Consider the following 19,581-nt stretch of genomic DNA (forward strand, 5'->3'; position numbering starts at 1 on the left):
ATTAAACCTCGTCGACGGAGTGACCTTTCAGCGCCTGACGGATGGATTCATCCATGCGGCGAGCGGCAAACTCCTGGGTCTGTTTATCTGTATTTTTTATCGCGTCTTCAATGGCGCTGACGTCGTCGCCTTCCGCGGCGGCGCGCAGTTGCGCCATCGCGTCATCAATGGCGGCGCGCTCGGTCGCGCTAAGCAGCGCGCCGTCGCTTTTCAGGGCGCCGTCGAGGCTTTCCAGCACCCGCGCGGCTTCCACCTTTTGTTCGGCGAGCATGCGTGCCTGCACGTCCTGCTCGGCAAAGCTCATGGAGTCCTGAATCATGCTGGCGATTTCGCCGTCGGTCAGCCCGTAAGACGGTTTCACCTGAATGGACGCCTCCACGCCGGTGGATTTCTCCATCGCGGTGACGCTCAGCAGGCCGTCGGCATCCACCTGGAAGGTGACGCGGATATGCGCGCCGCCCGCCGGCATCGCCGGAATGCCGCGCAGCGTAAAGCGCGCGAGCGATCGGCAATCCTGCACCAGTTCACGCTCGCCCTGCATAACGTGAATCGCCATTGCGGTCTGGCCATCTTTAAAGGTGGTGAACTCCTGCGCGCGCGCCACTGGGATCGTGGTATTGCGCGGGATGACTTTCTCCACCAGGCCGCCCATGGTTTCAAGACCGAGCGACAGCGGGATAACATCCAGCAGCAGCATTTCGCTGTCCGGCTTGTTGCCCACCAGAATATCGGCTTGGATAGCGGCGCCGATGGCGACCACGCGATCCGGGTCTATGGAGGTGAGCGGCGTGCGGCCAAAAAATTCGCCGACGCGCTCGCGCACCAGCGGCACGCGGGTCGAACCGCCCACCATGACCACTTCCAGCACCTCGCCCGCTTCCACGCCCGCGTCTTTCAGCGCGCGACGGCATGAGAGCAGCGTGCGCTTGACCAGCGGCGCGATGAGTTCACTGAATTGCTCGCGGGTGATGCTGCCCTGCCAGCCCGCCACGTTAACCTGCGCGACATCGGCGTCGCTGAGTTCGATTTTCGCCTGGGTGGCGGCGTCAAGCAGCTGGCGCTGAAGACGGTTGTCGCTGCGATCGGCGATGCCTGCCTGCTCGCGAATGTAATCCGCCAGCAGATGGTCGAAATCGTCGCCGCCGAGCGCGGAGTCGCCGCCCGTCGCCAGCACTTCAAACACGCCGCGGCTTAAGCGCAGCACGGAGATATCAAACGTGCCGCCGCCTAAATCGTAGACGGCGATAACGCCTTCCTGACCGGAATCGAGGCCGTAGGCGATCGCCGCCGCGGTCGGCTCATTCAGCAGGCGCAGCACATGCAGCCCGGCAAGACGCGCGGCGTCTTTGGTGCCCTGGCGCTGCGCATCGTCAAAGTAGGCCGGAACGGTGATGACCACGCCGTCGAGATCGCCCGCCAGCGCTTCGCGCGCGCGTTCGGCCAGGGTTTTAAGAATATCGGCGGAGACGCGTACCGGGTTCAGCAGCCCTGCCGGGGTGTCGATCATCGGCAGGCCGTTTTCGCTCGCGCGTAGCTGATACGGCAGATGCGGGTAGCGCGCCTGAATATCGGCGAGGGAGCGGCCCATCAGGCGCTTCACGGAGCTGATGGTGTTTACCGGATCGTCCGCCGCCTGGGCGCGGGCGTCATACCCGACGTTGTAGCCCTGTGACTGGTAGTGCACCACGGACGGCAGCAGATGGCGCCCCTGATGGTCCGCCAGCGTTTCCGGCTGGCCGCTGCGCACGGTCGCGACCAGCGAATGCGTGGTGCCAAGATCGATGCCCGCCGCCAGCTTGCGCTGGTGCGGCGCGCTACTCATGCCGGGCTCACTGATTTGTAATAAGGCCATGTTGAGCTTCCAGAATTAAAAATCGAGCCACTTTTCTTCGAGTTGTTCTGACTGGCTTAACAGCTTATCGAGAAAACGCAGCTTGCGTACCGTATCGGCCGCCTGCGCCCACGCGCCGTCATCCAGCTCCGCGACCATGTGCTGATGGCGTTCCTGATACATTGCTTTGACGTTACGGACGAAGGCTTCGAGGCGGTCGGCGTCTTTGGCCTGCTCAATCTCATCCAGCGCTTCGCGAAGCTCCAGTTGCTCCATCAGAAACGCGGTGTCGCGCACGGTGTGCTGTTCATTCGCCAGATCAAAGCCGTGCAGAGAGAGCAGATATTCCGCGCGCGTCAGCGGATGGCGCAGCGTTTGCCATGCCTGATTGATAGTGGCGGATTGCGAGAGCGCCGCCAGTTGTTCGGCCTGGGAGCGGCTGGCGTATTTATCGGGGTGATACTGACGTTGCAGATCCTGGTAACGAGCCGCCAGTTGGGCACTGTCCAGCGCATAACGGGCCTGCAGCCCAAAGAGGGTGAAGTAATCCATAACAGTCTCGGGGTCAGTCAACGTGATAAAACAAATACCCCGCCTGCGGCCGGCGCAGACGGGGAGAGGCGGGAAAGATTATCAGACGTTAAAGCTTTCGCCGCAGCCGCACTCATCTTTAACGTTCGGGTTGGTGAATTTAAACCCTTCATTCAGGCCTTCTTTCACGAAGTCCAGCTGAGTGCCATTAAGGAATTGCAGGCTTTTACCATCGACCACCACCTTCACGCCCTTGTCTTCGAACACCGTATCTTCTGGCTGCGGCGCGTCAACAAATTCCAGCACATAGGCCATGCCGGAACAGCCGGACGTACGCACGCCAAGACGCAGGCCAAAACCTTTACCGCGGTTGGCCAGGAAAGCGTTGACGCGCGCGGCGGCGGTGTCGCTAAGGGTAATCGACATACTACAACCTCAACTCATCAATGATTATTTTGCTTCACGTTTGCTTTTATAGTCCGCAATAGCGGCTTTGATAGCGTCTTCCGCCAGGATAGAGCAGTGAATTTTTACCGGCGGCAGTTCGAGTTCGTCTGCGATATCGGTATTTTTAATTGCCTGCGCTTCGTCCAGGGATTTGCCTTTGACCCACTCGGTGACCAGCGAGCTGGACGCGATAGCGGAGCCGCAACCGTAGGTTTTGAAACGTGCGTCTTCAATGATACCTTCATTGTTGACTTTAATCTGCAACTTCATCACGTCGCCGCACGCCGGCGCGCCGACCATGCCGCTGCCGACGTTGTCGTCGTTGTTGTCAAAAGAGCCGACGTTGCGCGGGTTTTCGTAATGATCGATGACTTTTTCGCTGTATGCCATGTGTTATTTCTCCTGAATCCGATACCGATTAATGATGAGCCCATTCGATGGTGGTTAAATCCACGCCCTGCTTAAACATCTCCCACAGCGGAGAGAGGTCGCGCAGGCGGCCGATGGATTTGCGTACCAGTTCGATGGTGTAGTCGATCTCTTCTTCAGTCGTGAAACGGCCCAGAGAGAAACGGATAGAGCTGTGCGCCAGCTCGTCATTCATACCCAGCGCGCGCAGCACGTAAGACGGCTCGAGGCTCGCGGAGGTACAGGCGGAACCAGAGGATACCGCAAGGTCTTTCAGCGCCATGATCAGCGACTCGCCTTCCACGTAGTTAAAGCTCACGTTCAGGATGGTCGGAACGCCCTGCTCCAGGTCGCCGTTCAGGTAAACTTCTTCGATGTCTTTAATGCCGTTCCACAGACGGTTACGCAGACCGCGCAGACGTTCCATTTCGCTCGCCATCTCTTCTTTCGCGATACGATAGGCTTCGCCCATGCCGACTATCTGGTGAACCGGCAGCGTACCGGAACGCATGCCGCGCTCGTGACCACCGCCGTGCATCTGCGCTTCGATACGGATACGCGGTTTACGACGCACGTAGAGCGCGCCGATGCCTTTCGGGCCATAGATTTTGTGGCCGGTGAAGGACATCAGGTCCACTTTCAGCTGGGTCAGGTCGATAGGCAGTTTGCCCACGCTCTGGGTGGCGTCAACGTGATAGATGATGCCGCGCGCGCGGCACATTTCGCCGATGGTCGCGATATCCTGCACCACGCCGATTTCGTTGTTAACGTGCATGATGGAAACCAGGATGGTGTCGTCACGCATCGCGGCTTCGAGTTCTTTAAGATCGATAATCCCGTTGCTCTGCGGGGCGAGGTAAGTCACCTCAAAGCCTTCGCGCTCCAGCTGACGGCAGGTGTCCAGCACCGCTTTATGCTCGGTTTTGCTGGTGATGATGTGCTTGCCTTTTTTCTGGTAGAAATTGGCCGCACCTTTGATAGCGAGGTTATCGGATTCGGTCGCGCCAGAGGTAAAGACGATTTCGCGCGGGTCGGCGCCAATCAGATCGGCCACCTGGTTACGGGCGATATCCACTGCCTCTTCCGCCTGCCAGCCGAAACGGTGGGAGCGGGAGGCCGGGTTACCGAAGGTTCCGTCCATCGTTAAAAACTGCATCATTTTCTCGGCGACGCGCGGGTCCACCGGCGTGGTCGCGGAGTAATCGAGGTAAATCGGTAATTTCATTGCTCTTAAGCTCCGTACATCTCAAAGCGGTGAATCAGGCAGCCGGCTGGATGTACGCCGCAGTCTACAGGATGCCGGAGCACCCTGGCCTGATTCGGGAAAAGCGTATTATTTTTTTAAGCGCGCAGTTTGACGTCGATAGCGTCCTGAGCGCGGGTCGGGCGATGGGCTTCATTATGCTGACGGTCAGAGACATCCAGCACTTCCTGGTTGTTCACCAGTTCACCTAAGGTAATGTTGTTCAGAAAACCGGTCAGGCGGTCGCTCAGATCGCGCCACAGCGCGTGGGTCAGGCATTTATCGCCGCCCTGGCAGCCGCCTTTGCCCTGACAACGGGTCGCATCGACAGACTCATCAACGGCGCTGATGACTTCACCGACCGCAATCTGGCCCGCGTCTTTACCCAGCAGATAGCCGCCGCCCGGACCACGTACGCTGGACACCAGGCCATTTTTACGCAGGCGAGAGAACAGCTGCTCCAGATAAGAAAGGGAGATACCCTGACGTTCAGAAATATCTGCCAACGGTACCGGACCGGATTCGGAGTTGAGCGCAACGTCCAGCATTGCGGTCACGGCATAGCGCCCTTTAGATGTCAGTCTCATGTCTTACTTAACCTCAAGCTCGCCCCTCGACGCGGGGGTTTTTATGAAAATGGGGGTATTGCATAGCAGGCGCAAGTCTGACATTCCCGAGTAAAATGGTCAACTATTTACCCGAGTATTTTACTCAAGTATTACGGCTTCTCATTACGGCTGCTTTCTATCGACGCCAGCATGCCGCGCAGGATGTTAAGCTCCTGACTTTCCGGGCGCGCGCGGGTAAAAAGACGGCGTAATTTGTTCATCACCTGGCCCGGATGATTCGGGCGAATGAAGCCGGTCGAGAGCAAAACTTGCTCAAGATGACCGTAAAAACGCTCCAGATCGTCCACCAGCGGATAGGGGGTTTCTTCTTCGGCATGGGCAGGCGTCTGGGCGTCCTGCGTAGCGAGCCACGCCATGCGAACTTCATAGGCGATGACCTGTACCGCCATCGCGAGGTTCAGCGAGCTGTACTCCGGGTTGGCTGCGATAGCGACGTGATAATGGCACTTTTGCAGTTCGTCGTTGGTCAGCCCCACGCGCTCGCGGCCAAACACAATCGCCACCGGCGCGTGCGCCGCTTCAGAGACGCTTTTCAGACCGCATTCGCGCGGGTCGAGCATCGGCCAGGGCAGCGTGCGCGAACGCGCGCTGGTGCCCACCACCAGGCTGCACCCCGCCAGCGCTTCATCCAGCGTATCGACGATGCTGGCGTTGCCGATCACATCGCTGGCGCCTGCGGCGAGCGCGATAGCCTGGGAGTCCGGTTTCACCAACGGATTCACCAGCCACAGGTTGGTGAGGCCCATGGTTTTCATGGCGCGGGCAACAGAACCCATGTTGCCGGTGTGTGAGGTTTCAACCAGCACGATACGAATGTTTTGCAGCATAGCGACTCAGTATCCGAAAAGAATATCAGCGCATCTTATCATAAACCTGAGACATATTCCGAACCCTCTGCTATAATCCGCGCCGTTTTCCCGTTCTTTAACATCCAGTGAGAGAAACCTGATGCATCCGATGCTCAACATCGCCGTGCGTGCTGCGCGCAAGGCCGGAAATTTTATCGCCAAAAACTACGAAACCCCGGACGCCGTAGAGACCAGCCAGAAAGGCAGCAACGACTTTGTGACGAACGTGGATAAAGGCGCAGAGCGCATTATTATCGACACCATTCGCCAGTCTTACCCGCAACACACCATCATCACCGAAGAAAGCGGTGAACACGCAGGCACCGAGCAGGATATTCAATGGGTTATCGATCCGCTGGATGGCACCACCAACTTCGTTAAACGTCTCCCGCATTTCGCCGTTTCTATCGCTGTACGCATTAAAGGCCGCGCGGAAGTCGCCGTGGTTTACGATCCGATGCGTAACGAACTCTTCACCGCCGTTCGCGGCCAGGGCGCGCAGCTTAACGGCTACCGTCTGCGCGGCAGCACCGCTCGCGATCTGGACGGCACCATTCTGGCGACCGGCTTCCCGTTCAAAGCCAAACAGCACGCCACGCCGTACATGAATATCGTGACCAAACTGTTTACCCAGTGCGCCGATTTCCGCCGTACCGGTTCCGCCGCGCTGGATCTGTCCTATGTGGCAGCAGGCCGCGTGGATGGTTACTTTGAAATCGGCCTGAAGCCGTGGGATTTCGCCGCAGGCGAGCTGCTGGTGCGTGAAGCCGGCGGTCTGGTATGCGATTTCATGGGTGGTCATAACTACCTGACGACGGGCAACATCGTGGCCGGCAACCCGCGCGTCGTGAAAGCGATGCTTGGCAATATGCGCGATGAGCTGAGCGAAGCGCTGAAGCGTTAATCGCTTCCAGGCAAGAAAAAGGCAGGTACGCGAGAGCGGCCTGCCTTTTTTGTTGGTTTTTCTATGGCGCGTGGGGGTTTGTGAGCTGGTGGGTGCGCTGCGCTTACCCACCCTACATGCACCGATCCCAATTGGCCTGGTGGGTGCGCTGCGCTTACCCACCCTACATAACCCCCGCCATCTCGTAGGGCGGGTAAGCGAATGCGCACCCGCCGCGCCGCGTTTAAAACGGCCGTAACCCCTGCGCGACGGGCGCTGCGCCGGACCACATCACCAGCGCGGCGACGACCAACACCGCGCCGCCTGCAAGCGCCAGCGTCGCTCCGCCCGTCCGCCGCCACAGCGGCGGGGTTTTCTGCCCGCCGAGCCGCGCCGCCAGATGCCGGAAGCTGTGCACAAACAGCGCGATGGCTGAGATGGTCAGCGATGTCCCGACCGCCATCGCCAGCGCTGACGCCACTCCCCAGCCAAACACCCCAATCACTTTACTGAACAACAGCACCATCAGCGCGCCGGAACATGGCCGCATCCCCATGGAGAGCACCACCATCAGCCTGGCGCGCCAGTCCTCGCCGCGCTCAAGCTGCGCCTGCGAGGGCACATGCTGATGCCCGCAGCCGCAGGCGTCGCTGTGGGTATGGTGTGGCGTAAACGCGGTGAAGACCGGGCGTCGCGCCAGCCCGCGCAGCGTTTTCACGGCGCGCCAGCAGAGCAGCAGCCCCAGCGCGCCCACCAGCAGATAGCTGCCCTTTTCCAGCCAGTAGCCGCTCAGGTGCAATTGCCGCGCAGGCAGCGCCAGTACCGTCAGCACCAGCGTCACCAGCGCAATCGCCACCAGCCCCTGCAGCAATGACGACGCGAACGTCAGTTTCAGGCTGGTTTTCAGGCGCGACGGATGGGTGGCAAGCCAGGTCGCGATAACCACTTTGCCGTGGCCCGGCCCCAGCGCGTGCAGCACGCCATAAATAAAGCTGAACAGCAACAGAGAGCCTCCCGCCCGCGCGGGGTTTTCCGCCACCTGCTGAAGCAGCGCGCTCATCTCACGGTTAATGTCGCGCTGCCAGACGGTGCTTTTCATCAGTACCTGCGGCCACGCAAGCCACAGCCAGACGCCTGCGCCCAGCGCCAGCACAACAAACAGCGCCAGGGGCCAGAAGTGCAGCCAGCGGCGCGGCGCGAACGGAGTTGAAATTACTGACATTGCAACGTCACCTCCTGAGCGAATTGTTTGCCTAAATCCATATCTTCCGGCGGCGCATCGGATTTATCGAGCGACAGCGCGAAATCCTGCACGGCCGCATCCGGCCGCGGCGTTTTCACCGCCACCTTGCAGCGCTCGCGCAGTTCATCACTGAGCGTAACATCGCCCGGCGCGTCATAACTCATCGACACATAATAGGTGGGATCGAACGTGGCGAACGTATAGCGCGCGCCCGAGGCTTTTTGCGGATGCGCGAGCGGCAGCGTAAAGGTCAGCACCGCCTGATGCCCTTCGCGCGCCAGCCCATACGCCAGCGGCGTGGCGGCGAATTTCACCTTCTGCCCGTTATGCCAGAACTCAGTGAAATAGTGTTGCCCGATAACATTGGCCATCACTTCCGCCGCCAGCTTTTTCCACACCGGCGAGCCGGGCGCGGCGTCGCCTGCGTCATACAACAGATCCGCTGAAGTGATTTCATCCATTTTCCAGCGCATTTTAAGCGCAGTTATCTGCCCCGCTTCGCTGACGATGTCGGTTTTCAACGAGATAAAGCTGTGCGGATGCGCCAGCGCCTGCCGCGCCGGAACCAGCGAAACTAAAGCCGCAGCGACTATTAACCGGTAAAGACGAGCGCTCATTATTTTCCTCTGGCGAAAAATTCTGTGAGCCAGCCAGAATTCCGCGATCAAACTGGGCACCCTGAACGGCATTCAATAATCCTTTAGCTATTCTTAGCAATACTCTCACTCACTGGACAAAACGGATGATGACTCTGCTCTGCCCTCCACCATCTGTGCTTTCCAGTCCGCAGCGCCGCTGCCAGGTACTGTTAATGCTCTATCTGCCGGGGCAAACCATCACGCCGGAAATGCTAGGCCGGCTGAATGGCGTCGACGGCGCCATCGCCCGTCAGGATATTGCAGAAACCGGCGACGAAATTAAGCGGTATCACCGTTTGAGTATTATTACCCAGCAGGATGGCAGCTACCGGATTGAAGGCACGGCGTTAGACAGACGTCTCTGCCTGCTGCACTGGCTGCGCCGGGCGCTGCGCCTGTGCCCGCAGTTTATCCAGCAGCATTTCACACCCGCGCTGAAAAGCGAACTGCGCCAGCACGGCATCGCGACGGCGCTGTATGACGATACGAATTTACACGCGCTGGTCAACCTCTGCGCGCGCCGTCTGAACCGTCAGTTCGAAGCGCGCGACGTGCAGTTCCTGCGTCTCTACCTGCAATACTGCCTGGTGCAGCACCATTACGGTCAAACGCCGGAGTTTACCGAACCGCAACAGCTCTGGATGCGCGCCCGCGCCGAGTTTCTCGCCGCGCAGGAGATAGTCCGCCACTGGCAGCGGCGCGTCGCCCAGTCGCCGCATGTGAACGAACACTGCTTCCTGGCGCTGCTCTTTATGATGCTGCGCACGCCCGATCCGCTGCGCGACGCGCACCCGGAAGATCACCGGCTGCGCCAGGCGGTGCTCGCGCTGATTGCCCGCTTTCGCGAACTCTCCGGCATGGCGTTCAGCGATGAACAGGGGCTGGCGGATCAGCTCTATATCCATCTCTGCCAGGCGCTCGACCGCAGCCTGTTCGGCATCGGCATCGATAATGCGCTGCCGGAAGAAATTAACCGCCTTTATCCACGGCTGATGCGCACCACCCGCAAAGCGTTTGACCGCTTTGAAGAGGAGTACCGGGTGACGTTTTCTGATGAAGAAGTAGGGCTGGTGGCGGTGATATTCGGCGCGTGGTTAATGCAGGAGGCCGATCTGCATGAAAAACAGGTGCTGCTGCTGACGGGGAATGACGCGCAGCTCGAGGCGGAAATTGAGCAGCAGCTACGGGAACTCACCCTGCTGCCGCTGAACATCAAGCACCTGACGCTGCACACCTTTCAGCAGGAAGGCGCGCCGAAAGAGGTGGCGCTGATTGTGACGCCCTACACCACCTCGCTGCCGCTCTTCTCGCCGCCGCTCATTCACGCGACGCTGCCGCTCGGTGAACACCAGCAGCAGCGGATACGCGAAATTCTGGAAGCTTAAGCGCGCGCCGCCACGCGGGGGCGCAGAAAAAGCGCGGGCAGCGCGACCAGCGTCATCACCCAGAACACGCCACCGGCGAGGTGCTGGTACAGAAAGCCTGCAAAGACGGTCATCACCGCAATCCCGCCTCCCATCGCGACGGCGGAGTAGACCGACTGTAGCCGGATGACTTCCGAGCCTTCGCGGGCGGCGATATAGCGCATCGCCGCCAGATGGCAGATGGAGAAGCTCCCGCAGTGCAGGATCTGCGCCACGATGAGCCACGGCAGCGCGGTCGTCCAGCCCATCAGCCCCCAGCGGATGATCCCCAGCACGCCGGAGAGCAGCAGCAGATCGCGCGCGCCAAACCGGCTGAACAGCCGTTTACTGAGCGCGAAGATGATAATTTCCGCCACCACGCCGAGCGACCACAGATACCCCACGACCGAGGCGGAATAGCCCTTGCTCTGCCAGTAAATGGCGCTGAAGCCGTAATAGGCGGCATGCGCGCCCTGCAGCAGGCTCACGCAGGCGAGAAAACGCCAGTTTTCAATCATTAACTTGCGCCATACCGGCCAGCCCGCCGCCTCGTTATGACGCGCTTCGCCCTGCGGCATCACGGAGGGTTTCAGCAGCATCCCGATAAGCATTGAGGCCACGCCGAGCGACAGCAGCGCCAGAATGGCGCGGTAGTCATAAACACTCACCAGTTTGCCGGTGAGCGCCGAGCCAATCACAAACGCCAGCGATCCCCACAGCCGCACGCGCCCGTAATCCATTGCAATCTGACGCTGCCAGGTGGCGGCGAGCGCGTCGGTGAGCGGCACCAGCGGCGAGAAAAAGAGGTTAAAGCCCACCAGCACGACAAACAGCCAGGCGGTCTGATGCCCGAACCAGAAGCCGAGCGCGAAAACGAGCGTCAGCAGCGCGAGCAGACGCAACGCAAACACTAAACGGGAAGGATCTTTGACGCGGGGCGCCAGCAGGAGGCTGCCCAGAAAGCGCGCGATCAGGCCGGAGCCGAGCAGCAGGCCGATGGTTTCCGGCGCGACGCCGACGCCTGCGAGCCAGACGCTCCAGAACGGCAGGAAAATACCGTAGCTGAAAAAATAGGTGAAATAGCTGAGCGCCAGCCAGCGCGTGGATTGCAACACCATGAGTCCCTCCCCTTTAGGAGGCGTTAGTCTGGCGGGAAAGCGCAGGGGTTGCAAGCGGTGCATAACACGTTCATAACAATTCGCTTTTACTGCGTAATGGGGCCGCCGCAGCGGCCTGTCCTGTTACACGCCCGCCCCGGCAAAAACCGTTTTAGCGGTAAACATCGCATTCAGCGCCGCCGGAAAACCGGCATAGAGCGACATCTGAATAATCACTTCAATAATCTCTTCGCGGGTGCAGCCGACATTCAGCGCCGCGTGCAGATGCACGGCCAGCTGCGGCTGCGCGTGGCCAAGCGCGGTGAGCGCCGCGACGGTCGCGAGCTCCCGGCTTTTCAGCGACAGCCCTGGCCTGCTGTAGACATCGCCGAAGCCGAATTCAATAACGTAGCGCCCCAGATCCGGCGCGATATCGGCCAGCGCTTTAATCACATTTTCCCCTGCCGCGCCGTCGATTTCGGACAGTCGCGCAAGGCCTGCTTCATAACGTGATGAGGTCATACCGTTCTCCTTTTGTGTGGTTGAGATAACGGTAAGACTTCGAGTTAACTCCAGGTCAAGCGCTGTTTTTTAACAGTGTCTCGCCGTAGTACGCCATTTTGTCTTTAAGGCGCGCCAGATGGTCAGCCTGCGCCGCCAGCCGCGCTTCGAGCCGCTGCGCGTGCTGCGCCAGCAGTTCACGACGCGCGCCGACGGTCGCCTCTCCCTGCGCGCGCAGCCTGGCGTAGCGCTGGATCTCCTCCAGCGGCATATCGGTCGCTTTCAGACGCTTAATAAACGCCGCCCAGTCGAGATCCGAGCGATAATAGTCGCGATGCCCGCTGGCGTTGCGCGCCGGCACCAGCAGCCCCAGCTTTTCGTAATAGCGCAGCGTATAAACGCCAAGGCCGGTCAGCGTGGCGAACTCCTGAATACGCATGGCGATCTCCTGTATGCCGTCGCCCCATAAAAAAAGGCCGCGCGAGGCGGCCTTCATTGGTGTGTGAACGCTTACGCGTAAACCGGGAAGCGTGCGCAGATATCCAGCACTTTACCTTTGACGCGCTCGATAACCGCTTCGTCATTGATGTTGTCCAGGATGTCGCACATCCAGCCTGCCAGCTCTTTCACTTCCGCTTCTTTAAAGCCGCGGCGCGTCACAGACGGAGAACCGATACGGATACCGGAGGTCACGAACGGGCTCTTCGGATCGTTAGGCACGCTGTTTTTGTTCACGGTGATGTTGGCGCGGCCAAGTGCGGCGTCAGCATCTTTACCGGTCAGGTTTTTATCCACCAGATCCAGCAGGAACAGGTGGTTTTCCGTACCGCCGGAAACAACTTTGTAGCCGCGCGCCAGGAACACTTCCACCATCGCTTTGGCGTTTTTGGCCACCTGCTGCTGGTAGGTTTTGAACTCCGGCTCCATCGCTTCTTTCAGCGCGACCGCTTTCGCCGCGATAACGTGCATCAGCGGGCCGCCCTGCGCGCTCGGGAACACGGCAGAGTTCAGTTTTTTGTACAGCTCTTCGCTGCCGCCTTTGGCGAGGATCAGACCGCCGCGCGGGCCAGCCAGCGTTTTATGGGTGGTCGTAGTCACGACGTGCGCGTGCGGAACCGGGTTCGGGTAGACGCCAGCGGCAATCAGGCCCGCCACATGCGCCATGTCGACGAACAGGTATGCGCCGATGCTGTCAGCGATTTCACGCATTTTTGCCCAGTCAACGATGCCGGAGTAAGCGGAGAAACCCCCGATGATCATTTTCGGTTTATGGGTCTGCGCCTGCTTCGCCATGTCTTCGTAATCGATTTTGCCTGACTCATCGATACCGTAAGGGATGATGTTGTAGAGCTTACCGGAGAAGTTGACCGGGGAGCCGTGGGTCAGGTGGCCGCCCTGCGCCAGGTTCATACCCAGCACGGTGTCGCCCGGTTGCAGCAGCGCGGTGTAGACCGCGAAGTTGGCCTGGGAGCCGGAGTGCGGCTGCACGTTGGCGTAGTCAGCGCCGAAGAGCTCTTTCGCGCGGTCGATCGCCAGCTGCTCAACGATATCCACATATTCGCAGCCGCCGTAGTAACGCTTGCCCGGGTAACCTTCGGCATATTTGTTGGTCAGCTGAGAGCCTTGCGCCTGCATGACGCGCGGGCTGGTGTAGTTTTCGGAGGCGATCAGTTCGATGTGCTCTTCCTGACGTACTTTTTCCTGCTCCATAGCCTGCCACAGTTCGGCATCATAATCGGCAATGTTCATTTCACGCTTTAACATCCGCATCTCCTGACTCAGCTGACAATAAAATGTACTGCAATTAGGGGCCCTTTTGGGCGACGGCCAACAGTGTAAACCGATTGGCAGCGTGAAGATAGGGCTTGACAGAGGTTTTTACGCAAACGTTTGGCATGGCGTGGCGCAAGGGTTTGAACGATTAAGCAAACGCGCGCTTTACGCGACTTATTTTCATTTTCAACCTGTCTTTTTTTCATTCGCTCCGGGCGCGATCGCAGGGGGTGATAAAACCATTTACAACGTGCAGGTATTTTTTATAAGATGCATTTAAAATACACTTTATAAAAAAACGGAAGTAAGCAACCATGCTGGATAGTCAAACCATCGCCGTCGTGAAATCTACCATCCCGCTGCTGGCGCAGACCGGCCCGAAACTCACCGCGCACTTTTATGATCGGATGTTTACGCACAATCCGGAGCTCAAAGAGATTTTCAACATGAGCAACCAGCGCAACGGCGATCAGCGAGAAGCGCTGTTCAACGCCATTTGCGCCTACGCCGCCAACATTGAAAACCTCGCGGCCCTGCTGCCGGCGGTGGAGAAAATCGCCCAGAAGCACACCAGCTTTAATATCAAACCGGCGCAGTACAACATCGTGGGCGAGCATCTGCTGGCGACGCTCGACGAGATGTTCAGCCCAGGCCAGGAAGTGCTGGATGCCTGGGGTAAAGCCTACGGCGTGTTAGCGTGCGTGTTTATCAATCGCGAAGCCGAGATTTACCAGAGCAACGCGCAGAAAACCGGCGGCTGGGAAGGCACGCGCGAATTTCGCATCGCGAGCAAAACGCCGCAGAGCGCGATTGTTACAAGCTTTGAGCTGGAGCCGGTGGACGGCGGCCCGGTCGCTGATTACCTGCCCGGCCAGTACACCGCCGTCTGGATCAAGCCGCAGGGGTTCGCGCATCAGGAGATTCGCCAGTATTCGCTCACCCGCAAGCCGAACGGCAAAAGCTATCGCATCGCGGTGAAACGCGAAGGCGAAGGCCTGGTATCGAACTGGCTGCATCAACATGCGCAGCCGGGCGATGTGATTCATCTGGCCGCACCTGCGGGCGATTTCTTTATGGATGTTGAACCGCAGACGCCGGTGACGCTTATCTCGGCGGGTGTGGGCCAGACGCCGATGCTGGCGATGCTCGATACGCTGGCAAGCGCGCGGCACCCGGCGCAGGTGAACTGGTATCACGCGGCGGAAAGCGGCGACGTGCACGCGTTTACCGATGAAGTGGCGCAGCTCGGCGCGAAACTGCCCCGCTTTACCAGCCATGTCTGGTATCGCGTGCCGACCGACGCCGATCGCAGCGCGGGGCGTTATAACAGCGAAGGGTTGATGGCGCTTCGCGATCGCGAAATGCATGTGACCACGCCCGGTATGCAGTTTTATCTCTGCGGCCCGGTGAAATTTATGCAGTTCGCCGCGGCGCAGTTAGTGAGCCTGGGCGTGAATAAAGAGAACATCCATTACGAGTGTTTCGGCCCGCATAAGGTGTTGTAAGGGGTCGGCGTTTTGTGGGCGGTTCGGCGGGTGCGCTACGCTTACCCGCCCTACGATAGAGATTTGCGGTTTTATGTAGGGTGGGTAAGCGAAGCGCACCCACCATTTACTTGCGCGCCCCATGAACGCCGGACATAAAAAAAGCAGGTCCACTGACCTGCTTTTTTTGTGCGTCGCGCGCTTAAATCGCGGCGTCGTCTTCCTCGCCGGTACGGATACGCACCACGCGCGCCACGTCGAAAACAAAAATCTTGCCGTCGCCGATTTTACCGGTCTGGGCGGTACGGATAATCGTATCCACACAGGTATCGACGATATCGTCGGTCACCACGATCTCGATTTTCACCTTCGGCAGGAAATCCACCATATACTCTGCGCCGCGATAGAGCTCGGTATGCCCTTTCTGGCGACCAAACCCTTTCACCTCGGTCACCGTCATCCCGGTGATCCCGACTTCCGCCAGCGCTTCACGTACGTCATCGAGTTTGAAGGGTTTAATAATCGCATCAATCTTTTTCATGGTGGATCCTTAATTCCTGCCAGCGCCTGCACGGCGATTCAGTTCGCGTAATCGGTTGCTCAAATTACCATATCTTGCAGCGATTTGGGCACCAAAAACTACTCTTTAAAATCATTCGCCTCAAGCTCATGGCGGGCCAGTAATTTATAGAATTCCGTGCGGTTGCGCCCCGCCATCCGCGCGGCGTGCGTCACGTTGCCTTTGGTGATTTGCAGCAGCTTGCGCAGGTAGTTGAGCTCAAACTGATTGCGCGCCTCGACAAACGTCGGCAGCACCGTGTTTTCGCCCTCCAGCGCCTGCTCCACCAGCGCTTCGCTAATGACGGGCGCGGAGGTCAGCGCCACGCACTGCTCAATCACGTTCACCAGCTGGCGCACGTTGCCCGGCCAGCTCGCCGCCATCAGACGCTTCATCGCATCGGTAGAAAAGCTGCGTACGAACGGCTTATGCCGGTCCGCCGCCTGACGCAGCAGATGGTTCGCGAGCAGCGGAATATCTTCGGCGCGCTCCTGCAATGCCGGGATCTTTAAGTTCACCACATTCAGGCGATAAAAGAGATCTTCGCGGAACTCGCCGCGCGCCATCGCCTTCGGCAGATCGCGGTGGGTGGCGGAGATAATCCGCACGTTGATATCGATATCGCGGTTGCTGCCGAGCGGGCGCACTTTACGCTCCTGCAATACGCGCAGCAGTTTTACCTGCAACGGCACCGGCATATCGCCGATTTCATCGAGAAACAGCGTGCCGCCTTCCGCCGCCTGAAAGAGCCCTTCACGGCTGCTGACCGCGCCGGTAAACGCGCCGCGCGCGTGGCCGAACAGCTCGGACTCCAGCAGTTGCTCCGGCAGCGCGCCGCAGTTAATCGCGATAAACGCGTTTTTGGCGCGCGGGCTGGCGTTATGAATAGCCTGCGCCAGAATTTCTTTCCCGGTGCCGCTCTGGCCGTTAATCAGCACGCTGACGTCCGACTGCGCCACCATATGCGCCTGCTCCAGCAGCCGCAGCATCACGGGGCTGCGGGTGACAATCGTCTCGCGCCACTGCTCGTCGCCCGCAGGCGCGGCATGGGCCAGCGCGTCGTCGATGGCTTTATACAGCGCGTCTTTATCCACCGGTTTGGTGAGAAAACTGAACACGCCCTGCTGGGTCGCCGCCACCGCATCGGGGATCGAACCATGCGCGGTCAGAATGATCACCGGCATGCCCGGCTGGAGCTTCTGGATCTCGGCGAAAAGCTGCATGCCGTCCATTTCATCCATCCGCAAATCGCTAATCACCAGATCGATTTTCTCGCGCCCTAAAACGCGCAGCCCTTCATGACCGCTTTCGGCGGTCTCGACCGTAAACCCTTCGCTGGTCAGGCGCAGGCCCAGCAGTTTCAGCAGGCCCGGATCGTCATCCACCAGCAACAGGCGCGCATGTTTGTGCTGCGTCATGGTTTGGTCTCCTCCTGCGCGGGCGTGCTGTCCTTATCGGCCGGCGCGGCGCTGTCTTTCTCCGCGTCCTCCGGGCTGTGGCTGGTGTCCTGAATATAGCCGCCCGCGCTTTTACGCGTGGAGAGCTGCCGTTCGATATCGGTCAGGTTTTCCAGTTTACGGGTGGTGAGCTCAAGCTGGCTGCGCAAATGGCGCTGCTGCTCGCGCAGGGCGTCCAGTTCGCTGTCGGTGCTTTCCTGAAGCTTGCTGTAGCGGCCGCGCTCCTCCGAGAGCGCCAGCTGCGCCGCCTGGCCGTCGCGCCAGGCCTCATACAGCGGGCGCACATGGGCGGGGATCTCGCCGGAGGCGGCGCTGAGCGTGGTGAGATAGCCGCGGCGCTCAACAGGGGTGATACGGGCGTTGGCCAGTAAAATGCCGCGCCGGAAGGCGTGCTGCCAGGTGTCGTCCGGGAAACGACGCGCCTGCGCGCGCGCCTCGGCGGGCGCCATGCGTTCCGCGCAGTCCATGCCGCGCAGCCAGAAGAGCGGGTTATTCTCGACGTTTGCGCCGGAGAGCTGCCAGATGCCTGAGCAGTCGGTAAAGAGGAAATCCGCCAGTTGCTGTTCCGGCAGCTTTGGGTCATGCGTTTGTTTGATATGGCTGGAAACCGGGCTCTGTACGCAGCCCGCCAGGAGGCATGGCAACAGGACGGCGCACGCCTTCCTGCGAAGAGAGAAAAATGTTGTGCCGCGCGAGCGCAGGCTGCGCCATGCGCTTACCAGACGTGAATTCATTTTTTTAATTGTTCCGGGTCAAAGAGCGGTAATTCGATACGAAAACAGACGTCAGCGGTGTCATCCTCCACCAGACGCAGTTCGCCGTGCATACGTCGGATGCAATCCTGTGCGATGCTCAGGCCCAGGCCGCTGCCTTTCACCGCCCCTTTACGTTGATGGCTTCCCTGATAAAAGGGCTCGAAAATCATTTGCCGTTCCGCCTCAGGAATGGGCGTCCCGGTATTCGCCACCTCAATACATACCGTATTGTTAAGACGGCGGCTACGCAGATAAATGGTACCGGATTCGCGTCCGTAGTGCACCGCATTGGAGTAGAGATTATCCAGCACGCTTAGCAACAGCATCGGCTCCGCCAGGCAAGGCGCGTCAGCCAGCGACACGTCGGTATGCATCATTTTAGCGCGCGCCGGCAAACTGTGGGAGGTGATAACCATCTCCACCAGCGGCGCCAGCTCCACTTTCTCAAGCTCCACCGCGCCGCCCGCCAGTTTGCGGTTGTAATCAAGCAGTTGCTCTATCAGCGTTTGCAGGTTGCGGCTGCTGGTATCGAGAATTTCCACCACCTCGCGCTGCTCCGCGGTCAGCGGCCCGACGACCTGATCGGCGAGCAGCTCAGTGCCCTCGCGCATACTGGCGAGCGGCGTTTTTAATTCATGGGAGATATGACGCAGAAACTGATGACGCTGGGATTCGAGCCAGGCGAGACGCTCGCTTAACCAGACAATGCGCTGTCCCACCGAGCGCAGCTCCCGCGGGCCTTTAAACATCATGGTGGTGCCGAGCGATTTCCCCTCGCCCAGCCGGTTGATCATCCGCTCGATGCCTTTAACCGGGCCGATAATCATCCGCGTGAAGAGCAGCACCAGCGCGAGGCTTGCGAGAAACAGCGCCAGCGCCTGCCAGCCAAAGAGCCGTCCACGCGCGGCGATTTCCTGCTGGAGCTGCTGGCCGCGGGCGTAAATCACCGCGCGGGTGGCCTGCACCAGACGGGTGTTCGTATCGGCGAACGCTTCCAGACGCGCGGCGGCGTCCGGCTTCGGGCCGCTGTTATGACACTCCAGCGGTGCCAGATCCACCAGACTCTGGCGCAGAGCTTTGTAGAGTTTCGCGTCAGGCAGCACACTCGCCTGCGCCTCCAGCATTCGCGAGTAGCGCTGGCGCTGGCTTTCATAGACTTTCGCCAGCGTCACGTCGTCCAGCACGCAATACTGGCGGTAGCTGCGTTCCATTTCGAGCGCGATATTGGTCATCGCCTCGCTGCGCCGGGCATCCATCTGGGTCAGCGTGTTGGTCTGCGCCGCCTGGGCGCTTAACGTGTTGAGGCTCTGCCAGGCCTGCCAGGCGAGAAACAGCAGCGGCACCATCACCAGTAAGAAAGCCATCATGACCAGTTGACGAAGCGAGCGTGGAAAAGCAGGCCAGCGTTTCACGGCGTTATTCCGAAGTGGTTGCAAAAAGTCGATGCTAACCGACAGTCGCGCTGGTGCAAAGCCAAACGCAAAAAACAACAAAGGCAGGGGATTAACCCTGCCTTTGTGATGGAATCAGGCGGTGCCTTACTCAACGTGTCGCCCGGGGTTCTGAAATAGCAGCGCTATGATCAGCAGTTGGACGGCAGGCACCTTAGAGTGCGTCATTCGAAGTTTATGTAGCGCTCGCAATGGGGCTGACATAAGAAGGTGAATGAGCCACTGACTGTTATTATGCAGCAACCGTGCCAGGTTTACTACATAATTAATAAGTTTCTGTTATATAAGACATTTAATTATATGAGCCGCTTCAAAGTTTCGCGCTATTTTTAACCAGAGTGTCGCTAAACCCCAACACTTCCCTTGATGATTTTTGTGATATATAAAAATCAATAACTTA

Annotated in this window: 20 protein-coding genes; 3 read left to right on the forward strand and 17 right to left on the reverse strand. The window is 59.2% G+C overall.

Going from position 1 to position 19,581, the window contains the following annotated elements:
- Position 1 precedes the first annotated feature (1 nt).
- The 7 genes from hscA to trmJ form a co-directional block, all read right to left on the reverse strand.
- Positions 2–1,852 (reverse strand): Fe-S protein assembly chaperone HscA, encoded by a 1,851-nt coding sequence (gene hscA / locus AFK65_RS14650; protein ID WP_038856516.1) that lies wholly within the window; start codon positions 1,850–1,852, stop codon positions 2–4.
- 15 nt (positions 1,853–1,867) lie between these two features.
- Complete coding sequence (hscB, locus tag AFK65_RS14655; RefSeq protein WP_007700609.1) at positions 1,868–2,383, reverse strand: co-chaperone HscB; 516 nt, start codon at positions 2,381–2,383, stop codon at positions 1,868–1,870.
- 81 nt (positions 2,384–2,464) lie between these two features.
- Positions 2,465–2,788: an iron-sulfur cluster assembly protein IscA gene (iscA, locus tag AFK65_RS14660; protein WP_004385926.1), complete on the reverse strand. Its 324-nt coding sequence runs from the start codon at positions 2,786–2,788 to the stop codon at positions 2,465–2,467.
- 24 nt (positions 2,789–2,812) lie between these two features.
- Positions 2,813–3,199: a Fe-S cluster assembly scaffold IscU gene (iscU, locus tag AFK65_RS14665; protein ID WP_004385925.1), complete on the reverse strand. Its 387-nt coding sequence runs from the start codon at positions 3,197–3,199 to the stop codon at positions 2,813–2,815.
- Between the two features lie 28 nt (positions 3,200–3,227).
- The gene (iscS, locus tag AFK65_RS14670) at positions 3,228–4,442 is read right to left on the reverse strand and encodes a cysteine desulfurase (protein WP_007777299.1); all 1,215 of its coding nucleotides are present in this window, start codon (positions 4,440–4,442) and stop codon (positions 3,228–3,230) included.
- A 116-nt stretch (positions 4,443–4,558) separates the two neighbouring features.
- A complete protein-coding gene (iscR, locus tag AFK65_RS14675) occupies positions 4,559–5,047 on the reverse strand; it encodes a Fe-S cluster assembly transcriptional regulator IscR (RefSeq protein WP_007700622.1) in 489 nt (162 codons plus the stop codon).
- Positions 5,048–5,178: 131 nt separating this feature from the next.
- A complete protein-coding gene (gene trmJ / locus AFK65_RS14680; RefSeq protein WP_007700625.1) occupies positions 5,179–5,916 on the reverse strand; it encodes a tRNA (cytosine(32)/uridine(32)-2'-O)-methyltransferase TrmJ in 738 nt (245 codons plus the stop codon).
- A 121-nt stretch (positions 5,917–6,037) separates the two neighbouring features.
- Here trmJ and suhB point away from each other — a divergent pair, with 121 nt between their 5' ends.
- Complete coding sequence (suhB, locus tag AFK65_RS14685) at positions 6,038–6,841, forward strand: inositol-1-monophosphatase (protein ID WP_007700627.1); 804 nt, start codon at positions 6,038–6,040, stop codon at positions 6,839–6,841.
- Between the two features lie 223 nt (positions 6,842–7,064).
- Here the strand turns inward: suhB and AFK65_RS14690 are convergent, their stop codons facing one another.
- Positions 7,065–8,042 carry a nickel/cobalt transporter gene (locus tag AFK65_RS14690; RefSeq protein WP_038856513.1) on the reverse strand — a complete coding sequence of 326 codons (978 nt, stop codon included), beginning with the start codon at positions 8,040–8,042 and terminating at the stop codon, positions 7,065–7,067.
- The gene (locus AFK65_RS14695) at positions 8,033–8,680 is read right to left on the reverse strand and encodes a DUF1007 family protein (protein ID WP_007700629.1); all 648 of its coding nucleotides are present in this window, start codon (positions 8,678–8,680) and stop codon (positions 8,033–8,035) included. The genes AFK65_RS14690 and AFK65_RS14695 overlap by 10 nt, the downstream gene beginning before the upstream one ends.
- Positions 8,681–8,805: 125 nt before the next feature.
- Between AFK65_RS14695 and csiE the strand changes: the two genes are divergently transcribed.
- Positions 8,806–10,086 carry a stationary phase inducible protein CsiE gene (gene csiE / locus AFK65_RS14700; protein ID WP_038856512.1) on the forward strand — a complete coding sequence of 427 codons (1,281 nt, stop codon included), beginning with the start codon at positions 8,806–8,808 and terminating at the stop codon, positions 10,084–10,086.
- Here csiE and AFK65_RS14705 read toward each other — a convergent pair.
- From AFK65_RS14705 to glyA, 4 genes are all read right to left on the reverse strand, one after another.
- Positions 10,083–11,222, reverse strand: a complete 1,140-nt coding sequence (locus AFK65_RS14705) for a 3-phenylpropionate MFS transporter (protein WP_007700633.1) — start codon at positions 11,220–11,222, stop codon at positions 10,083–10,085. The two genes, csiE and AFK65_RS14705, sit on opposite strands and share 4 nt — an antisense overlap.
- Positions 11,223–11,345: 123 nt before the next feature.
- Positions 11,346–11,723 (reverse strand): carboxymuconolactone decarboxylase family protein, encoded by a 378-nt coding sequence (locus AFK65_RS14710; RefSeq protein WP_007700634.1) that lies wholly within the window; start codon positions 11,721–11,723, stop codon positions 11,346–11,348.
- Positions 11,724–11,778: 55 nt separating this feature from the next.
- Positions 11,779–12,141, reverse strand: a complete 363-nt coding sequence (locus AFK65_RS14715) for a MerR family transcriptional regulator (protein WP_007700637.1) — start codon at positions 12,139–12,141, stop codon at positions 11,779–11,781.
- 71 nt (positions 12,142–12,212) lie between these two features.
- Complete coding sequence (gene glyA / locus AFK65_RS14720) at positions 12,213–13,466, reverse strand: serine hydroxymethyltransferase (protein ID WP_007700639.1); 1,254 nt, start codon at positions 13,464–13,466, stop codon at positions 12,213–12,215.
- A 323-nt stretch (positions 13,467–13,789) separates the two neighbouring features.
- Between glyA and hmpA the strand changes: the two genes are divergently transcribed.
- Positions 13,790–14,980, forward strand: a complete 1,191-nt coding sequence (hmpA, locus tag AFK65_RS14725) for an NO-inducible flavohemoprotein (protein ID WP_007700648.1) — start codon at positions 13,790–13,792, stop codon at positions 14,978–14,980.
- A 181-nt stretch (positions 14,981–15,161) separates the two neighbouring features.
- On the opposite strand, the gene glnB is transcribed toward hmpA, so the two are convergent.
- From glnB to AFK65_RS14745, 4 genes are all read right to left on the reverse strand, one after another.
- Positions 15,162–15,500 (reverse strand): nitrogen regulatory protein P-II, encoded by a 339-nt coding sequence (gene glnB, locus AFK65_RS14730; protein WP_002438074.1) that lies wholly within the window; start codon positions 15,498–15,500, stop codon positions 15,162–15,164.
- Positions 15,501–15,598: 98 nt separating this feature from the next.
- Positions 15,599–16,936, reverse strand: coding sequence for a two-component system response regulator GlrR (gene glrR / locus AFK65_RS14735; RefSeq protein ID WP_007700649.1), 1,338 nt, complete (start codon positions 16,934–16,936; stop codon positions 15,599–15,601).
- Positions 16,933–17,709, reverse strand: coding sequence for a two-component system QseEF-associated lipoprotein QseG (gene qseG, locus AFK65_RS14740; protein ID WP_007700650.1), 777 nt, complete (start codon positions 17,707–17,709; stop codon positions 16,933–16,935). The genes glrR and qseG overlap by 4 nt, the downstream gene beginning before the upstream one ends.
- Positions 17,706–19,142, reverse strand: coding sequence for a sensor histidine kinase (locus tag AFK65_RS14745; protein ID WP_007700651.1), 1,437 nt, complete (start codon positions 19,140–19,142; stop codon positions 17,706–17,708). Before AFK65_RS14745 ends, qseG begins: the two co-directional genes overlap by 4 nt.
- Positions 19,143–19,581: the final 439 nt, after the last annotated feature.

The sequence above is a fragment of the Cronobacter universalis NCTC 9529 genome, assembly GCF_001277175.1.
In the GTDB taxonomy this organism is placed as follows: domain Bacteria; phylum Pseudomonadota; class Gammaproteobacteria; order Enterobacterales; family Enterobacteriaceae; genus Cronobacter; species Cronobacter universalis.